This window comes from Pseudonocardia sp. CA-142604 (assembly GCF_050948475.1).
Lineage (GTDB): Bacteria > Actinomycetota > Actinomycetes > Mycobacteriales > Pseudonocardiaceae > Pseudonocardia > Pseudonocardia alaniniphila.
In genome coordinates this window covers 8246433-8264061 of sequence record NZ_CP192045.1, presented here as the reverse complement: position 1 = coordinate 8264061, position 17629 = coordinate 8246433, and the positions used below count along the sequence as shown (strand labels likewise).

Below are 17629 nucleotides of genomic sequence, written 5' to 3'. Positions count from 1 at the left end.
ACGTGCCGAGGGCGTCTCAGATGTCGATCGCCGATCCCAGGGAGACCACCTGGTGCGTCGGGAGACCGAAGTACGCGGCGGGGCTCACCGCGTTGCGGCTGATCAGGCAGAAGAGCTTCTTGCGCCAGGTCGCCATGCCCGGCTCCTTCGTGTGCACGATCGTGACGCGGCTGAGGAAGTAGGTGGCGTCCTTCATGTTGATGTCGAGGCCCTTCTGGCGGGCGAGCCGCAGCGCCGCCGGGACGTAGGGCTTGTCCTGGAAGCCGAACCGCACGGTGAGGTGGAAGATCCCGTCGTCGGGAACGCAGGCGTCGTCGATCTCCAGGCGCTGGGATCTGGGCACGTGCGGAATTCCCAGGTTCTGCACGTTGAGGACCAGTACGTGCTCGTGGAGGACGTGGTTGTAGCGGACGTTGTGGCGCAGTGCGAGCGGCGTGGTGCCGGCGTTGGCGTTCAGGAACACCGCGTTGCCCGGGACGCGGATCGGCGGGTTGTCCGAGGTCGAGAGCGCCTTGACGAAGTCCTCGAGCGGGCCCTCCTGCTCGGTGCGCTTGCGCGTGACGATCTGGCGCCCGCGGTGCCAGGTCATCAGGACGATGGCGACCGCCACCCCGACGACGAGCGGGAACCAGCCGCCCGACAACACCTTGGTCATGTTGGCGGACAGGAACGCCAGCTCGATGAGGAGCAGGCTCCCGGCCCCGAGGACGACGAGCCACATCGGCGTGCCCCAGCGGTGCCGGGCGATCACGAAGAACAGGACGGTGGTGATGGTGAGCGTGCCGGTGACGGCGATGCCGTAGGCCGAGGCCAGTGCGGTGGAGGACCCGAAGCCGACCACCAGGCCGATCACGGCGACGAACAGCACCCAGTTCACGAACGGCACGTAGACCTGGCCGGCCTCCTTCTCGGACGTGTGCCGGATCGTGAGGAACGGCAGGTAGCCGAGCTGCACTGCTTGACGTGCCATGGAGAACGTGCCTGTGACGACGGACTGGGAGGCGATCACAGCGGCCGCCGTCGCGAGAATCAGCAGCGGGTACTGACCCCACGAGGGCGCCAGCCGGAAGAAGGGGTTGTCCGCGGCTCCCGGGTCGGCGAGCACGATGGCCCCCTGGCCGAAGTAGTTCAGCGTGAGTGCGGGGAACACCAGCGCGAACCAGGCGTTGCGGATCGGGCGGCGGCCGAAGTGCCCGATGTCGGCGTAGAGCGCCTCCGAGCCGGTGATCGCCAGCACGACCGACCCGAGGGAGAGGAACGCCGTCAGTGGCGCGTTGACGGCGAACTCGACCGCGTAGGACGGTGACAGGGCTCTGAGGATTCCGGGCTGCGCGATGACGTGGGCGAGCCCGAGCACGCCGATCACCAGGAACCAGAGCAGCATGACCGGGCCGAAGGCCTTGCCGACCACGCCCGTACCGAAGCGCTGGAAGAAGAACAGGCCGCACAGCAAGACGATCGCGATCGGGACGACCCACTCCGCCAGCCCGGGACTGGCCACCTCCAGACCCTCCACCGCGCCGAGCACGGAGATCGCAGGCGTGATCATCCCGTCGCCGAAGAACAGCGCTGCTCCGAGGACGCCCAGTCCGATCAGGAACCATTTCGTCCGCGCGGAGAGCCCCTTCACGCGCTCGACGAGCGAGATCAGCGCCATCGTCCCGCCCTCGCCGTCGTTGTCGGCGCGGGTGACGAGGCTGACGTACTTGATGCTGACGATGATGGTGATCGTCCAGAACACGAGTGACAGCACGCCGTAGACCGAAGTGGGGTCCGGGGTGAGCCCACGGGTGTCGGTGAAAGTCTGCTTCAGCGCGTAGAGCGGGCTCGTGCCGATGTCGCCGAAGACGACTCCCAGCGCGCCCAGCGCCAACGCGGCCGCGCTGCTCTTCTCCACTGCGGACGGCCCTGGGCCCGGGGCGGATGACCCGGGCGGACCAGGGGCCGTCTCGGGCGTCGAGGCCATCAGGCGAGGCGGCGCGTCACGGGGTCCATGTGTCCCCATTGTGCCTGGTTGAAGTGCCGAAAGGGTGTGACCGAGCCGTCACCGGATCCGGTGGCCCGTCTCTGAGCACGAGTAGCCTCCGAGCGCTTCGACCTCCGCGCGGAAAGCGGGGCTTTCCAACAGGGCCCACAGCGGAGCAAGCAACTCGTCGTGCAGACCGGACTCGCGCAGTACCAGGTCGTAGGGCTCCTCGGCGACGGGCACGAAATCGAGTTCGAACGCCCGTGCGGCGGCGCGGATCCCGAGCCCGGTGTCGGCGCGGCCCGCCGCCACGGCCGCGGCCACCGCGAGGTGTGTGTTCTCCTCCCGCGAGTAGCCGCTCACCTGGCCGGGATCGAGGTCGCGCCGCGCGAGCTCGTGGTCGAGCAGCGCCCGCGTGCCGCCGCCGGGCTGGTGGTTGACGTAGCGCACGTCCTTGCGCACCAGGTCGTCGATCCCGGAGAGTCCGAGCGGGTTGCCGGGGGCCACGATCAGCCCCTGCTCGCGGTGCACGAGCCGCACGACGGCGATCTTGTCCCCGCCGAGGATCTTGTCCACGTAGGGCAGCGTGTACTCACCGGTGGCGGGGTCCAGCAGGTGCGATCCGGCGATGTGGCAGAGACCGTCGCGCAGCGCGAGGAGCCCGCCGAGCGACCCGGCGTTCGACGTGGCGAGCGTGACGAGCGGGTCGGCGGTCCGCAACGCGGAGGCGGCCATGTCGAGCGCGAGGTCGTGCGACCCGATCGCCATGATCGTGCGCCCGATCTCCTCGAGACCGCGCAGCAGTTCGACGCGTACGTGCTCGCCTGCATGGTGGCCCTCCACCCCGGCCGGGACCACCAGGAGGCCGTCGGCGCGCACCAGTGAGGTGAGCACCCCCGCACCGCGGGGCAGCGGCGTCGCCACCACCTCGCCGCCCACCCGGCCGAGCCGCACCCGCACCCAGTCGTCCATCCCGGCGGTGGAGCCGAGTTTGCGGGCGAGCCGCGCCGTGGTGGTGGGGCGCTCTCGGGGCGCGACGCCCTGGAGGGCGGCGAGCAGCGGGGCGGCGAAGATGTCGAACGTGAGCGAAGCCGACACCGGGTAGCCGGGGGCGCCCAGCACCGGGGTGGCGTCCACCGCTCCGAGCACCACCGGGTGCCCGGGCCGCACGGCCACGCCGTGCACGGCGAGCGTGCCGGCCCCGGCAACGACCCGTGCGGTGAAGTCGTGGCGTCCGGCGCTGGAGCCCGCGATGAGCACCACCAGGTCCGCCTCCGCGGCCGCGGCGCGGAGCGCGTCGGTGATCACCGCCGGGTCGTCGCGGACGATCGGCATCACGCGGGCCTCGCAGCCCACGTCGCGCGCCTGCCCCGCGAGCATGAGGGAGTTGGTGTCGAGGATCTCGCCGGGGGACGGCTCGGTGCCGACGGGGCGGATCTCGTCGCCGGTCGGGACGATGATGACGACCGGGGCGCGCCGCACGGCGAGATCCACCGCGCCGGCTGCCGCCGCTGCGGCCACGTCGACCGGACGGAGCCGATGGCCGGCCGGGAGCAGCAGCTCGGTGGCGCTGATGTCCTCACCGATCGACCGAACGTGCTGGTAGGGCGGTGTAGCCGCGCGCACCTCGGCGGTGCCGTCGGAGAGGCGGTGCACGTGCTCGCGCATGATGACGGCGTCGTAGCCCTCGGGCAGGGGGTCGCCCGTGTCGACCACGACGAAATCGGTGAGCCGCACCGGTGTGGTCTCCGCTGCCCCGACGGTGTCGGCGGCGTGGACCGCGATGCCGTCCATGGCTGCGGAGTCGAAGGCGGGGGAGGAACGGCGGGCCCGGACCGGCTCGGCCGTCACCCGGCCGATGGCATCGCCGATGGGCACCCGTACGACGTCGACGCGTGCCGGGCAGCCCGCCGCGACACACCCTTGGTGCCAGGCCTCGCGCGCCTCCGCAGCGGGGACGTCGGACACGAACGGCGAGTCGGCCACCACGTGTCGACCGTACGACGACGGTGGGGTGACGCGCCTACCGGGACGTTTCCTTATGGCCGGTCCGGGCCGGTGTCCTGCAAGCGCTTGCCGAGCATGTGGAGGTGGTCGAGGAGCTCGGCCGGCCCGTCGAGCGTGAAGTCGGCGCCGAGGGCGACCAGATCCTGCACGAGGACGTCGAGCGAGTCGCCGCGCAGGAGCACGGTGCAGGTTCGTGGATCGAGTGCCTGCACGCGGTCCGGCATCGGGTCGGGCAGCCGCGCTGTGACGACATCGGCGGGCGCCTGCACGGTGGCGAGCGCCGTGTAGCGGTAAGGCGCCTCACGGATTGCCGAGGCCAGGAACGCGGTGGTGTCCTCGGCGGGCAGTGGCCGTGGGGCGAAGCGCAGCCGGATCGGCGTGGGGCGTGCGATGCGGTCCACGCGGAACGTGCGCCAGTCGCCGCGGCCGGTGTCGAAGGCCAGCAGGTACCACAGCCCGTACCCGGTGAGGAGCTGGTACGGCTCCACCCGGCGCTCGCCGCTCACGCCGTCGCGCCTGCGGTGGTCGAACGTGACCAGCTCGCGGTCCCGGCAGGCGGCGGCGAGCACGGCAAGCGTGGTGGGGTCGACGCGCGACCCGCGGCCTGGCCGGAGCCGGACGGTGACGTCACCGACCGCCGCGATCCGCTGCCGCAGCCTGGCGGGCAGCACCTGCTGGAGCTTGGCCAGCGCCCGCGGGGCGGTCTCGTCGACGCCGGCGACCCCGGCCCGCGCCGCCGTGAGCAGGCCGACCGCCACTGCGACGGCCTCGTCGTCGTCCAGCAGCAGGGGTGGGAGGTTGCTGCCGGACGCGAGGCGGTACCCACCTGCCGTGCCGGTGGTGGCCTCGATCGGATAGCCGAGCTCGCGCAACCGCGCGACGTCGCGGCGCACCGTGCGGCCGGTAACCCCGAGCTGGTCGGCCAGCTCCCCGCCTGCCCACTCGCGCCTGCTCTGCAGGAGCGAGAGCAGCCGCAGGACCCGGGTGGTCGTCACCGTCGCAGTTTGCTTGCGGACCGATGCTGTCCGCAAGCGGCCATACCGTCGCCCGCATGACGTGGACGCAGCAGGTGCAAGGCCCGGTGTTCCGGCCGGGTGACAGCGAGTTCGACGAGGAGACCAGCGGATTCCAGACCGCGTACAAGCACCGGCCGGCGTACGTGGTCGCGGCCACCGGCGCCGACGACGTACGTGCAGCTCTCGCCGGGGCCGACGGGCTGCCCGTGGCGGTGCAGGCCACGGGGCACGGACGGACGCTGCCGCTCGACGGTGGCGTGCTCATCAGCACGCGCCGGATGACCGGTCTGCGGATCGACCCGGGAAGGCGGTCGGCGTGGATCGAGGCGGGGGTGCGCTGGCGGCAGGTGATCACCGCGGCAGCAGAGCACGGGCTGGCGCCGCTCAGTGGTTCGTCGCCGGAGGTCGGCGCCGTGGGCTACATACTCGGGGGAGGCCTGGGCGTGCTGGCGCGCCGCTACGGCTATGCCGCCGACCACGTCAGCAGCATCGATCTCGCCGCAGCCGACGGGAGCCTCCGGCACGTCACGGCGGGCGACGATCCCGACCTGTTCCGGGAGCTGCGCGGCGCGGGTCACGGCCTCGGTGTGGTGACGGCGATGGAGATCGGGCTCGTCCCCGTCACCCGGCTGTACGGCGGGGGGCTCTACGTCGACGGCCCGCACGTGCCGGAGCTGCTGGAGGCGTACCGCGACTGGACGGTGGACCTGCCCGACGAGCTCACGTCCTCGATCGCGCTGATCACCTACCCCGACATGGCGGGGGTGCCGGAGCTGCTGCGCGGCCGGTACGCCGCTCACGTCCGGATCGCCTTCGCGGGCCCCACGGCGCAGGGCGAGCGGCTCGTCGCGCCGCTGCGCGCTGCCGTCCCCCTCCTGCGGGACACCCTCGGGGAGCTCCCGTTCACGCAGTCGGCTTCGATCTACAACGACCCGGCCTGGCCGCATTCCTACGGCGGCACCAACGCGATGCTCCGCGAGCTCGACCCCGCGGCGCTGCGCGACATCGTCGAGCTCGCCGGGCCAGGTGCGCCGGTGCCATGCATCGTGCAGCTCAACCACCTGGGCGGCGCACTGGCCCGCCCGCCTGTTGTTCCGAACGCCGTCGGCCACCGGGACGCCGCCTACCTCGTGCGCGTCCTGTCGGTGCTCGGTGACCCCGCGGCGGCGAGCCGTGCGCACAGCCGGTTGCTGGACGCGCTGGCGCCCTGGACCGTCGGCCGGTCGCGCAACTTCCTGTTCGGGCAGCCGTGGGCCGATCAGGCGGGGGCAGTGGTCAGCGGGACGGCGTGACCACACCCCTGTTGACCGGCGCGGTCCCCGATCACTCCTCCTGCGCTGCCGGACGGTTCGCCCGCAGGAGCGCTCTGCGCCGGGGTGCCGGGGGCGGCGCCTGTTGTTCGTCGTGCCCCAGCAGCGCAGGCCACGTCCGGTGGACGATCGCCGCGACCGGCACGGCGACGATCGCCCCGACGAGCCCGCCCAGCACGGTGCCGGTGGCCAGGACGAGACCGATGGCCAGCGGGTGCAGCCGCACGTACCGGCCGACGATCAACGGCTGGAGCAGGTGCGCCTCCAGCTGGTCCTCGACGACCAGAACACCGAGAACGATCAGCCCCGCCAGCAGGCCGTGTGTGCCCAGCGTGACCACCACGGCCACCGCGCCCGACACCAGCGCGCCCACGATCGGGATGAAGCTGCCGATGAACACCAGCACGGCCAGCGGGATGGCCAGCGGCACGTGCAGCAGCGACACCACGAGCCCGATCACGATGCCGTGGATGGTGGCGATGATCGCCGTGCCGTGGACGTATCCCGTGAGCGTGGTCCAGGCGATGCGCCCGGCGCGGTCCGCCCGGGCCGACATGCGGGGACGCAACGGCATGAGCAGCCAGCGCCAGACGCGCTCCCCGTCGTAGAGCAGGAAGAACGTGACGAAGAAGGTCAGGACGATCGCGGTGGCGATCTCCACGGCGAAGCCCGTGCCGGTGGTGAGGTACGCGATCAGCTCGCTGCGGTTGTCCTGCAACCATCGGATCAGGTTCGCCTGCAGCTCGGCGAGCTGCTCTTCGCCGAGACCGAGACGCGCCAGAGTGGCGCCCAGCTCGCGGACCGTGCGGACGACCTCCTCGATCAACGAGGGCAGCTCCTGGGTGAACCGCAGATCGATCACCCACCCGAGTCCGGCGAGAACCATGAGGGCGACGAGCAGTGTCAGCAGAGCCGAGAGCGGCCCGGGTAGGTGGCGCCGCAGGAGTACGGCCAGGGGGCGGACCAGCGCCGTCACCAGGAGCGCCACCACGATCGGCACGAGTACCAGCCAGAGCAACGCGAGTACCCGGATCGCCAGGTACGCCACGACCCCCAGCACCAGCAGCCGCCACGACCAACCTGCGGCCAGAACGAGGCCGCGCGGGACTCCGCGACCGGATTCGGGACGGAGGGTTGCCGAGCCGCGGGTGACGCCGAGCGGCTGAGCCGCGCCCGCCATCGTGGTGGCTCGACGGCGCCGGGGCGCCGGTGTCGCGAGCCGCCGCCGGGCCGCCGTTGTCGCGAGCCGCCGGCGATCAGCCACGACCGGATGGAGCCGTCGGCGAGCTCGTGCCGTCAGCGAACCGCGGTTGCCGAGATCGGGGTTGGTGGGCCGTGCGGTCATTCATTCTCGTGGGATGCCTTTCACCGAACCAACCGGCTGCGAGTTGCCCCGAACACGAACCTACGCGGTCAGGTAGCGCACCTCGGTAACGGTTTAGCACAGTGACGCGCGAAATCCCTGGCCGGTGCGCAGCGGAGCCGGATCTGCCAATTCCTCACCTCGTGCCGGGAACGGGTCGAGTTCGCCGAGACCGGTCGGCACATCTGCGACCTGCCGGATCACCGCGTCGAGCGCGCGGGTCCGAGCTATTTGTCGTTCTCCCCGGAGAACCGCAAAGCGATGAAAGAGGTCGCTCCGTTCGCATCTCCCCACGGCGGCAACGGAACAGAGTATCTCTGTACATCTGCCCTCCGGGGCATAAAGATCGGAAAGGGAAATCGTCGGACGAATCGGCATGGTTGCTGACAAGCCCGAGCCTCCGCGCGGGTCGATGGCGGGACATCCCACATGTGTGGGATGAGGAGCGGCGGTGGTCACAATTTCGTGCACCCGAGTCGACGTCAGGGCGCGAGCAGACCCCAGAAGGCGGCCCACGGCACGAACACCGCGCCCGTTGCCAGGAGCACCGCCACTCGTGTCCGGCCCGCGCCGGCCGCGGCGGCCCGCCACCGGACGGCGACCATGGTCGCTGCGATCACTGTGACCACCGCCAGCGCCTGAAGCGCCAGCCACACCAGTGGCCGTCCGGCGAGCATCGGTCCTACGGCCACGGTGCGGCCTGCGGATACCTGCAGGTATCCGAGATACGTGAACGTGCCTACCACCGTGGTGAGACCCGCACCCGCCAGCACGCCGGCAGGCCAGGACGAGCGCATGACCGGACGTCCGCGCAGCCGGCGCCACGCCGCCGTCAGGCCGAACCCTGCGAAGCCGAGCACGAGCACCGTCGGCGCGCCCACCTGTACCCAGGCCGACTCGTACCAGTAAGGCGGTGGCACGGCAGCGGTCGGCCGGGGCTGCTCACCCACGCCGGCCACGCTCGTGGCAGGCGGCCGTCCACCGGCGGCATCGGTGACCCAGGACGTCACGAGGTCGATGTAACCGGGGGCGAACGTGGTGCCCTTGTCGAAGCCGGTGGTGGTGATCCGTAACCCGTGCTCGGCTCCCTCCACGGTGCGCAGCGTGTAGTGGCTGTTGCCGGCCTCGTCGAGGGTGGTCCGGTACGCGGTGACGCTCTCGACGGGCGGGGTCAGCCGGTCCTGCGCACCCCAGATGCCCAGCACCGGAAGACTGAGGCTCCGCAGCGCGGGGCCGGGGTCGAAGTACGGCTCCGGGAAGAGGCCCATGGCGGCGAGCACCCGGTACGGCGTGCGCGCATGTGTCTCGACGAGCGAGCCCGTGACACCGGCGTGCTCCATCTTGATCGTGTCGGCCCAGATCTGCTGGCGCAGCGGGGCCACGCCGTTCGCGCCTACGACCACGAGGAATGCGGTCTGCGGCGCTCTTTTCGCAGCCAGCGGCGCGACCCAGCCGCCCTCGCTGAACCCCCAGAACCCGACGGCGTCCGGATCGACCTCCGGCCGCCCCCTGAGGAGATCGGCGGCGGCGATGGCGTCGTCGGCGAGGCGGGAGTACGAGCGCTCCAAGAGCGAGTAGCCGGCAGTGCGCTTGTCGTAGGCCAGCGTGGCGATGCCTGCGCGTGCGAAAGCCTCCGCCTCGGCGCGGTACTTCTCGCGGGGGCCGGGTCCGGCTCCGTGCACCAGCACCATGCCGGGCAGCTGCGGTCGCGCGTCTGCCGGCACTCGCAGCGTGGCGGGCAGAACCAGTCCGTCGCTGGTGGGGATGCTCAGCTGTATCTCGCGGATGGCCGGCTCTGCTTGCGCCGGCGCCCCCTCCCGCGTGGCTGCGGCGGCAGGCGTCGCCGACCACGCTGCCGTGCCCATCAGTGCTGTCAGCAGCGCCGCGCCGGCGCCGAGGGCGACCAGTCCGCGTCGAAGTCCCATGTCCGCTCCTCATGCAGAGTTTCCTGTGCAAAGAACTGTTTGCAACAGGAACTCTGCTAGCTTCGGCGCGGTGACGGATCAGGGAGAACCCCGAGAGCTCACCGATCCGGCGGCCCTGAGGGCGCTCGGCCATCCGTTGCGGCAGCGGATCCTGCGACAGCTGCACCGGGACGGCCCGGCTACCTCGACCTCGCTCGCCCAGGCGCTCGGCGAGAACACCGGGGCCACCAGCTACCACCTGCGGCAGCTCGCCGAGCACGGGTTCGTGGAGGAGGTGCCCGAGCGGGGGCGGGGCCGGGAGCGGTGGTGGCAGGCCCGGACGCGCGACATCCGGTTCCCGCCGCGCAGCCGCATGGACGAGGAGGTACGGGCCGCCTTCGACGAGCTCGGCCGGCTGAACGTCGCTGAGGACGTGGCGGCCTTCGCGCGCTTCCAGCAGCAGCGCGACTCACTGGGCGAGTGGGGCGACGCCCTGCTGTTCGCCCGCGGCGCGCTGCGGCTCACGCTGCCGCAGCTGCGCCAGTTCTGGGAGGACTACATGGCGCTCTACAAGCGCTACGCGAGCGACGCCGATCCTCCGCCTGACGATGCCCGCCGGGTGCTGCTGCGCTTCGTGGCGTTCCCGGACGTCGAGTGAGCGCTCTTCGCACAGGGCGTGTGCTCGTCGCAAGGGTCGCGGCCCTTGCGACGAGCACGGTGGATCTGCGCGGACGCGTCAGACGCCGGCCAGTTCGACCGGGTCGTTCGGCTGGTCGAACTGGGTGCGGTGAAGTTCGGCGTAGCGGCCGTCCTGCGCGATCAGCTCCGTGTGGGTGCCACGCTCGACGATCGTGCCGCCCTCCAGCACCAGGATCTGATCGGCGGCCCTGATGGTGGAGAGCCGGTGGGCGATCACGATCGCAGTGCGCCCCTCGAGTGCCTCACCCAGCGCCTCCTGCACGGCGGCCTCCGAGGTGGAGTCGAGATGGGCGGTGGCCTCGTCGAGAACGACCACGCGCGGCCGCGCGAGCAGGAGCCGGGCGATGGTGAGCCGCTGACGCTCTCCGCCGGAGAGCCGGTAGCCACGCTCACCGACCACCGTGGCGAGACCGTCGGGCAGGGAAGCCACCAGCTCGTCCAGGCGCGCCCGGCGCAGCACCTCCCACAGCTCGTCGTCGGAGGCCCCGGGACGGGCGAGCAGCAGGTTGGCCCGGATCGTCTCGTGGAACAGGTGGCCGTCCTGTGTGACCAGGCCCAACGCTCCGCGGAGTGTGTCGAAGGAGAGGCTGCGGACGTCGACCCCGCCGAGCCGCACCGCACCGGAGTCGACGTCGTAGAGCCGGGGAAGCAGTTGCGCGATGGTGGACTTGCCGGCTCCGGACGAGCCGACGAGCGCGATCATCTGCCCGGGCTGGGCGGTGAAGGAGATGTCGTGGAGCACCTCCTCGCCGCCCCGGCGATCGAGCTGCGCGACCTCCTCCAACGAGGCCAGCGATACCTTGTCGGCGGCCGGGTAGCCGAAGCGGACCTCGTCGAACTCCACGGACAGCGGCCCGTCGGGTAGCGGCAGCGGCTCGGCGGGCTCGGCGATGAGCGGCGGCAGGTCCAGCACCTCGAACACGCGCTCGAAGCTCACCAGTGCGCTCATCACCTCGACGCGGGCGCTGGCCAGCGCCGTGAGGGGGGCGTAGAGACCGGTGAGCAGAAGGGCCAGCGCGACGACGTCGCCTGCGGGCATTCCGCCGCTGATCGCGATGTAGCCGCCGAGCCCGTAGACCAGCGCGAGAGCCAGCGCGGATACGAGCGTGAGTGCGGTGATGAAGACCGACTGGACCATCGCGGTGCGCACCCCGATGTCGCGCACGCGGGCGGCCCTGGCGACGAACTCGCGCGTCTCGTCGGCGGGACGGCCGAAGAGCTTGATCAAGGTGGCGCCCGGAGCGGAGAACCGCTCGGTCATCTGGGTGCCCATGGTGGCGTTGTGGTCGGCGGCCTCGCGCTCGAGGTAGGCGAGCCGGCGGCCCATCCGCCGGGCGGGGAGCACGAACACCGGCAGCAGCACGAGCGCGAGCAGCGTGACCTGCCAGGAGAGCGTGAGCATCACGACGAGCGTGAGGGTGAGCGTGACGAGGTTGCCCACCACTCCGGACAGCGTGTCGCTGAACGCCCGCTGGGCACCGATCACGTCGTTGTTGAGGCGGCTGACCAGTGCGCCGGTGCGGGTGCGGGTGAAGAACGCGATCGGCTGGCGCTGCACGTGGTCGAACACCGCGGTGCGCAGGTCGAGGATCAGTCCTTCACCGAGCGACGCCGAGAGCCAGCGCTGCACGATCCCGCTGGCGGCCACGGCCACGGCGATCACGGCGATGAGCACCGCCAGGCCGACCACCACCCCGAGCGGGCCGTGGTTGACGATCGCGTCGACCACCCGGCCCGCGAGCACGGGCGTGGCGACCGCGAGCACGGCGCCGATGACGCTGACCAGCAGGAATGCAGCCATTCGACGGCGGTGCGGCCGCACGAACGCCACGATCCGGCGCAGAGTGGCCATCGAGAAGGGGCGTTTCTCCCCGTGGGCGGTTGCCGCGTGGTACAGCGAGTTCCACGCAACCATCTCCATGCTCATGAGCTGCTCCTCGTTCCGGTCGCCGCACCTGCCGCGCACCCATAGGACGTGGGGGACCGGCCGAACTCATCGGTGTGGAACAAACCTCGCCCGTCAGTGTGGCGAGGGGGACCGACAGTTCGCGTCCGGTTTTCCCGAGGTCTGGAGTAGACGCTAGAAGTTGAAGTCAACTACATGTCAAGGCGCCTCTTGACCTCCGCTGCCACCACGGAGACCATAAGTGACAAGACTCACAAAATGGACATGGGGACAGCCATGACCGAGGTGCAGCGCGGCGCCGGTGCCTACCCGCTCGGCGTCAGCCGACCCGAACTCGCCGTCCAGGACCTGCCGACACCCGAGGAGGTGTTCCAGGTCAAACGGATCGGCTTCCGACAGATCGCCATGTTCGTGGTGGGCCCGAGCCTGATCGCGTTGGGCATCTCGATCGGCAGCGGCGAATGGCTGCTCGGCCCCCAGGCGGTCGGGCAGTACGGGTTCGTCGGCGTCGGCTGGGTGATCGTGGTGTCCGCCGTGTTGCAGACCTTCTACAACGTGGAGTGCGCCCGCTACGTCGTGGCCACCGGCGAGGCGCCCGTGATCGGCTGGGGGCGGGTGCCGCCAGGGAAGATGCTGTGGATCCCGCTGTCCGTCTTCGTCGTGATCTTCGCCTTCATCGCGGGCGGATGGGCCGCCTCGGCGGGCCAGGGCCTGTTCGCACTCGTCAACGGCCGCGTCGCGGACGCGTCAGAGGTGCAGCAGACGCGGTGGTACGCCATCGGCCTGCTCATCGTGGTCTTCCTGATCACCGCGGCCGCCCGCCGGATCAGCAGGGCACTCGAGCTGAGCAACTGGGTGATGGTGGGCTTCATCCTGGTCGCGCTCGTCGTGGTCGACCTCATCGTCGTGCCGTGGAGCGTGTGGTGGGAGGGCATCCGCGGGTTCGTCACCCCCGCCGCGCCACCCGCGGGAATCACCGCCACTCAGCTCGGGGCCCTGGCCGGGTTCACCGCGCTGGCGTCGGGGCTGAACTGGTACGTGATGGGCCACTACCGCGACAAGGGCTACGGCATGGGCCACCGCACCGGCTACATCGCCGGGATGCGCGGCAGCCGTCGTGAGCTGCGCTCGGTCGGTGTCACCTTCCCCGACGACGAGCGCAACGCGGGCCGGTGGCGGCGCTGGTACCGGTTCCTCATGGTGGACATGTGGGGCGTGTTCTTCGTCGGAGCGATGCTGGGCATGCTGCTCCCGACGGTGTTGATGGCCCAGGCCGTGGCGATCTCGGGCGAGCAGCCCACCACCGCCAACGTGCCCACGTTCGTGGCGAGCGCGCTGCAGCCGGAGTACGGCTCCGGCATGTTCTACCTGCTGCTCCTGATGGGCGTGCTCATCCTGTTCTCCACACAGCTGGGGATCTTCGAGGGCATGGTGCGGGTGGTCACCGACGCCGCGCCCACGCTCAGCCCGCGGCTGCGCGAGCTCGTCGAGGGCGACCCACGGCGCTTCTACTACCCGTTCATGATCGTGCTGCTGGTCGCGATCTCGGTGATCCTGCACCTCGCGGTGCCGGTGGCGCTCGTCCAGTTCTCGGCGAACATGTCGAACCTCGGCGCGTTGATCTACCCGTTCATGCTGATCTACCTCAACAGCAGGCTCCCGAAGGTGGCCCGGCCGCGGCCGTGGCACTACGTGATCCTGCTGTTGAACTTCCTGTTCTTCGGGTTCTTCTTCGTCAACTTCGTGGCGGACGCGTTCGGCGACCCGCTGATCACGTTCTGAGCTCCACGACGAGGGTTGCCGGATCGGCCGGCTCCGGATTTTCTTCGGAGCCGGTCACTTCGACTGCTTCTCCAGTCGCGGATCCTCGTTCCAAATGATCTGGTAGCCGCCTCGGTCGTCGACGAAGACGATTACTCTGCGCCCGTCGACCGTACCCGGAGCCACTCCCTCGACTCGCATCTTCTCCGTGAACCAGATGTCCTCGAACTGGTGCATCTTGCCCTTGTCGTTGCCGTCCCAGAGGAACATCAGGAAAGGTGCGTCGGACTCGCTGGTCGAGTTGGCGAGAACGACGAGCGAGGCTTCGCGCGTCGGGTCGTACTCGATCGAGCGAACACCCATCTCGTCGCCCGTGACGTCGACCTTGAGCTGGACGGGATCGAGCATCTTCAAGTTCTCGAGCTTCCACGGAGCTGCCAGATCCTTGATCTTGACCCGAACGAGCATGGGGTGCCCGTGGGGCACGGGGGTCCGAATGCCGAAGATGAGAGCGTTCGAGGTCGGATCCCAGGAGAGGCCTTCGACGTTCAACCCGGAGTCGTCCGGGGTCCACTCGGCCGACTCGCCGATCTTCGGCGAGTTGGCGACGAACCAGTCGCGAAAGTCCGGAATGAGCTCGGCGTGCAGCGAGTCGTCCTCATGGACGTCGATGCGGAGTAACCCGGCGCGTGCGGGAGCGGGCTTCGCGCGGTCGCGTCGCTCCGGTGCCGTCTCGAAACCCTTGCGGATCTTGTTGCTGAGAGACGGCGAAGCAAAGATGGTCCTACCGTTTTCGTGCTCCACGAGCGCCATGCACTCCATATCGTCGACTCCGCCTTCGGGAAGCCCCTGGATCGGACGGCGTATGAGTGGTTCGGCGAGTGTTCCGTCCGGGCCGAAGACCATCTCCACGAGACTGTCAGTGACGTTGTTGTCACAGAACAGGAACCTGGAGTCGGCGAGGGCTACCACCTCGGATGCATTGAACACGTCGATCCACGGGGTCGGCGGAAAAGATATCGGGTGTATCGGTTCGACTGCTCGCGGTGGCGACCAGGACGTCTCTGTAGTCGGCATGCGGTCCTCCTGTGTGCGAAATGACGAGCCGGCGTCGAGCATTGGACAGCAGCGCGCTGGAACTGTCCAACTGGCTCATGGCGGGTTTGACCTGCGATGAACACTCAAACATTCATCTTGGGTATGCAGGTGGTCGAATCAGTGCCCGGCGCGCATTCGCGCGGTCTCGTTGCCGCCGCCCGGGCGTCTCGAGCACGGGAGATGGGCGACCAGCGGGCCCGGAACGGGCGACTCGCGCCGCGCCTGACGGGTCAGGCGTCCGTGTCGGCCGAGAGGAACGCGATGGCGTCACCGGCTACGAGGGGCATTTCCGGGTCGCGGGTGAGTCGGTCGCCGTTCAGGGCGGCGACGACGTGCCGGTCGAGCGCCAGCCCGACGGCGGCAGCGGCGGCGCCCAGCGTGGCCGCCTCCACCAGGGTGGGCTCGCGCTTGCCGGCGGCGGCCAGCACGCCGTAGTGCTGCACGGTGATCTCCGGGGCCGGCCGGGCCCGGGCGACCCGGTAGTGGTCGGGTTCGTTGACGTTGAGCACCGAGTCGAGCGCGGGATCCAGGGCGTGCAGCCGGGGGTCGGCGAGCAGGGCCGCGTCGTCGATCCGGCGCACGCGGCAGTGGTCGAACAGCTTCGTGAGCTTGAGCTGTCGGTGCGCCACCATCCCGGCCACGACGGGCGCGAGCGCCGTGCGGTACGCGGTGGCGAGCGGCTGGCGGCGCCCGTGGACGTGCGGCAGCACGACGTCGACGTCGGCGTCGAGCGCGGCGAGCACCCGCCGGACGTACGCCGGATGCAGGAACGGCAGGTCGGTGGAGCAGGCGAACGCGACGAGTGCGCGGTCGGACAGCGCGGCGAGTCCGGTGGCGATGCCCTGCATCGGCCCGAGCCCCTCCACGGGGTCCTCGACGACGGCGACCCCGGCGGGCAGTTCGGGCAGGGGCTGGCCGGGCGCACGGACCACGACGACCGGTCCGTCGACCGTGCGGGCCAGCAGCGCGGCCGTGCGGCGCACCAATGTGGAGCCGTGCCATTCGAGCGCGGCCTTCGGCTCACCCATGCGCGACGATCTACCGCCGACGAGCACGACTCCTGCAGCCGGACCGTCGCGGCCTGTGACGGCGCTGTCGGTGCTCACCTCCGGAATCGTAGGCGGTACGGCGTCAGGTGCAGATCTCCGATGTCTGAGAACCTTGTCCGCGGGTAAGGCTGGCGTGCCGGGCGGGACGGCACGCAGCGGTGCCTCCGGACCGAGAAGAGGAGTCGTCGTGACCACCAGCGAGCGCCCGCGCCGGGGCCGCGGAACCGCGATCGGCGAGGGCCTGACCTGGGCTGCTCGCTGGAGTCTCCGGGTGATCCTGGTGGCAGCGGGCGCGTTCCTGATCTGGACCGTCATCGGTCTGCTGTGGTCGGTCATCTTCCCCGTGATCCTGGCGGTGATCATCACAACGGTGCTGTGGCCGCCCACGTCGTGGCTGCGCAAGCACGGCTTCCCGCCTGCGCTGGCCTCGGCCACCGTGCTGCTCGCCGGGATGGTCGTGCTGGCCGGGCTGATCACGCTGATCGCCACGTCCGTGGCGGGCAGCGTTCCCGAGATCACGCGCAGCGCGTCGAGCGGTCTCACGGCGATCCAGCAGTGGCTGGCCGGACCACAGGTCGACTTCGCCAGGGGCGAGCTCGACGCGGTGCTGCAGAACATCACCACCCAGTTGCAGCAGAGCCTGTCGACGATCACCACGGGCGTGCTCGCCGGGCTCGGGAGCGTGGCCTCCGGTGTGGTCACCGCCCTGCTGACGTTGGTGCTCGTCTTCCTGTTCCTCAAGGACGGGCCGCGCTTCCTGCCGTGGTTACTCGGGGTGGCAGGCGAGGGCGCGGGCAGTCACCTCGCCGAGGTGCTGCGGCGGGTCTGGAAGACCGTGTCGGACTTCATCCGCGTGCAGGCGATCGTGGCGCTCGTCGACAGCGTCCTGATCGGGCTGGGACTGGTGATCCTCGGGGTCCCGCTGGCCGTCCCGCTCGCCGTGATCACGTTCATCGGCGCGTTCATCCCGATCGTCGGCGCGATCGTGGCAGGCGCGCTGGGGGTGCTCGTGGCGCTGGTGAGCAACGGCTTCACCACGGCGCTCATCGTCCTGGCGATCATCGTGGCCGTGCAGCAGCTCGAGGGCAACGTGATGCAGCCGATCCTGCAGGGGCGCAGCCTCCGCCTGCACGCTGCGGTCGTGCTGCTCGCCGTCACCGCGGGCGGCACGCTGTTCGGGATCGCGGGAGCGTTCCTGTCCGTCCCGGTGGCCGCCGCGGGCGCAGTGGTGCTGCGCTACCTGAGCGAGCGGATCGACGCCCGGGCGGGCGGTGAGACGGCCCCGCGGGTGGATCCGCCGCTGGAGTCGCTGCAGACGGTGCTCTCCGTGCCCAACGCGCCGTCGCCGGACGGCTCGGCGCCCGACCCGGACGCACCCGAACCCGCCGGGCCGGCCACTCACATTCCCGACCCCGCCCCCGAGGACCAGGACGAATCGAACCGGGACGGGAGCCCCGAGGCCGACACGGACGCCGCGAAGCGGGACGACCCTCGCCACTGAGGCCACCACCCGTCCGTGTGCAACCCCGTCCGGGCCGGGGCGGAGTCGC

The 17629-nt window shown here is 70.5% G+C and carries 12 protein-coding genes; 4 read left to right on the top strand and 8 right to left on the bottom strand.

What is annotated here, in order from left to right:
* Positions 1 to 16: 16 nt before the first annotated feature.
* The 3 genes from ACQPZQ_RS37460 to ACQPZQ_RS37450 all read right to left on the bottom strand — a co-directional run bounded on the left by ACQPZQ_RS37460 (position 17) and on the right by ACQPZQ_RS37450 (position 4968).
* Positions 17 to 1897 (bottom strand): potassium transporter Kup, encoded by a 1881-nt coding sequence (locus ACQPZQ_RS37460; RefSeq protein WP_433288947.1) that lies wholly within the window; start codon positions 1895 to 1897, stop codon positions 17 to 19.
* A 147-nt stretch (positions 1898 to 2044) separates the two neighbouring features.
* A complete protein-coding gene (locus ACQPZQ_RS37455) occupies positions 2045 to 3955 on the bottom strand; it encodes a molybdopterin biosynthesis protein (RefSeq protein ID WP_433288945.1) in 1911 nt (636 codons plus the stop codon).
* 50 nt (positions 3956 to 4005) lie between these two features.
* A complete protein-coding gene (locus tag ACQPZQ_RS37450) occupies positions 4006 to 4968 on the bottom strand; it encodes a helix-turn-helix transcriptional regulator (RefSeq protein WP_433288943.1) in 963 nt (320 codons plus the stop codon).
* Between the two features lie 56 nt (positions 4969 to 5024).
* Here ACQPZQ_RS37450 and ACQPZQ_RS37445 point away from each other — a divergent pair, with 56 nt between their 5' ends.
* Positions 5025 to 6281 carry an FAD-binding oxidoreductase gene (locus tag ACQPZQ_RS37445; protein ID WP_433288941.1) on the top strand — a complete coding sequence of 419 codons (1257 nt, stop codon included), beginning with the start codon at positions 5025 to 5027 and terminating at the stop codon, positions 6279 to 6281.
* A 31-nt stretch (positions 6282 to 6312) separates the two neighbouring features.
* On the opposite strand, the gene ACQPZQ_RS37440 is transcribed toward ACQPZQ_RS37445, so the two are convergent.
* Together ACQPZQ_RS37440 and ACQPZQ_RS37435 are read right to left on the bottom strand one after the other, a co-directional pair.
* Positions 6313 to 7644 carry an AI-2E family transporter gene (locus ACQPZQ_RS37440; protein WP_433288938.1) on the bottom strand — a complete coding sequence of 444 codons (1332 nt, stop codon included), beginning with the start codon at positions 7642 to 7644 and terminating at the stop codon, positions 6313 to 6315.
* A gap of 500 nt (positions 7645 to 8144) precedes the next feature.
* Positions 8145 to 9587 carry an alpha/beta hydrolase family protein gene (locus tag ACQPZQ_RS37435; protein ID WP_433288936.1) on the bottom strand — a complete coding sequence of 481 codons (1443 nt, stop codon included), beginning with the start codon at positions 9585 to 9587 and terminating at the stop codon, positions 8145 to 8147.
* 70 nt (positions 9588 to 9657) lie between these two features.
* On the opposite strand from ACQPZQ_RS37435, the gene ACQPZQ_RS37430 reads away from it, so the two are divergent.
* A complete protein-coding gene (locus ACQPZQ_RS37430) occupies positions 9658 to 10224 on the top strand; it encodes an ArsR/SmtB family transcription factor (protein ID WP_433288934.1) in 567 nt (188 codons plus the stop codon).
* Positions 10225 to 10302: 78 nt separating this feature from the next.
* Here the strand turns inward: ACQPZQ_RS37430 and ACQPZQ_RS37425 are convergent, their stop codons facing one another.
* Complete coding sequence (locus tag ACQPZQ_RS37425) at positions 10303 to 12192, bottom strand: ABC transporter ATP-binding protein (RefSeq protein ID WP_433288932.1); 1890 nt, start codon at positions 12190 to 12192, stop codon at positions 10303 to 10305.
* A 243-nt stretch (positions 12193 to 12435) separates the two neighbouring features.
* Between ACQPZQ_RS37425 and ACQPZQ_RS37420 the strand changes: the two genes are divergently transcribed.
* Positions 12436 to 13953 carry an Nramp family divalent metal transporter gene (locus ACQPZQ_RS37420; RefSeq protein WP_433288929.1) on the top strand — a complete coding sequence of 506 codons (1518 nt, stop codon included), beginning with the start codon at positions 12436 to 12438 and terminating at the stop codon, positions 13951 to 13953.
* A gap of 54 nt (positions 13954 to 14007) precedes the next feature.
* Here ACQPZQ_RS37420 and ACQPZQ_RS37415 read toward each other — a convergent pair whose 3' ends face one another.
* Both ACQPZQ_RS37415 and mobA read right to left on the bottom strand, forming a co-directional pair.
* Positions 14008 to 15051, bottom strand: a complete 1044-nt coding sequence (locus tag ACQPZQ_RS37415) for a DUF3616 domain-containing protein (RefSeq protein ID WP_433288926.1) — start codon at positions 15049 to 15051, stop codon at positions 14008 to 14010.
* 209 nt (positions 15052 to 15260) lie between these two features.
* The gene (gene mobA / locus ACQPZQ_RS37410; protein WP_433288924.1) at positions 15261 to 16136 is read right to left on the bottom strand and encodes a molybdenum cofactor guanylyltransferase; all 876 of its coding nucleotides are present in this window, start codon (positions 16134 to 16136) and stop codon (positions 15261 to 15263) included.
* A gap of 130 nt (positions 16137 to 16266) precedes the next feature.
* Between mobA and ACQPZQ_RS37405 the strand changes: the two genes are divergently transcribed.
* Positions 16267 to 17580: an AI-2E family transporter gene (locus ACQPZQ_RS37405; RefSeq protein ID WP_433288922.1), complete on the top strand. Its 1314-nt coding sequence runs from the start codon at positions 16267 to 16269 to the stop codon at positions 17578 to 17580.
* Positions 17581 to 17629: the final 49 nt, after the last annotated feature.

Coding starts and splice junctions, on each gene's coding strand:
- ACQPZQ_RS37445 (WP_433288941.1), top strand. CDS start 5,025: ATGACGTGGACGCAGCAGGTGCAAGGCCCGGTGTTCCGGCCGGGTGAC.
- ACQPZQ_RS37440 (WP_433288938.1), bottom strand. CDS start 7,644: ATGACCGCACGGCCCACCAACCCCGATCTCGGCAACCGCGGTTCGCTG.
- ACQPZQ_RS37435 (WP_433288936.1), bottom strand. CDS start 9,587: ATGGGACTTCGACGCGGACTGGTCGCCCTCGGCGCCGGCGCGGCGCTG.
- ACQPZQ_RS37425 (WP_433288932.1), bottom strand. CDS start 12,192: ATGAGCATGGAGATGGTTGCGTGGAACTCGCTGTACCACGCGGCAACC.
- ACQPZQ_RS37420 (WP_433288929.1), top strand. CDS start 12,436: ATGGGGACAGCCATGACCGAGGTGCAGCGCGGCGCCGGTGCCTACCCG.
- ACQPZQ_RS37415 (WP_433288926.1), bottom strand. CDS start 15,051: ATGCTCGACGCCGGCTCGTCATTTCGCACACAGGAGGACCGCATGCCG.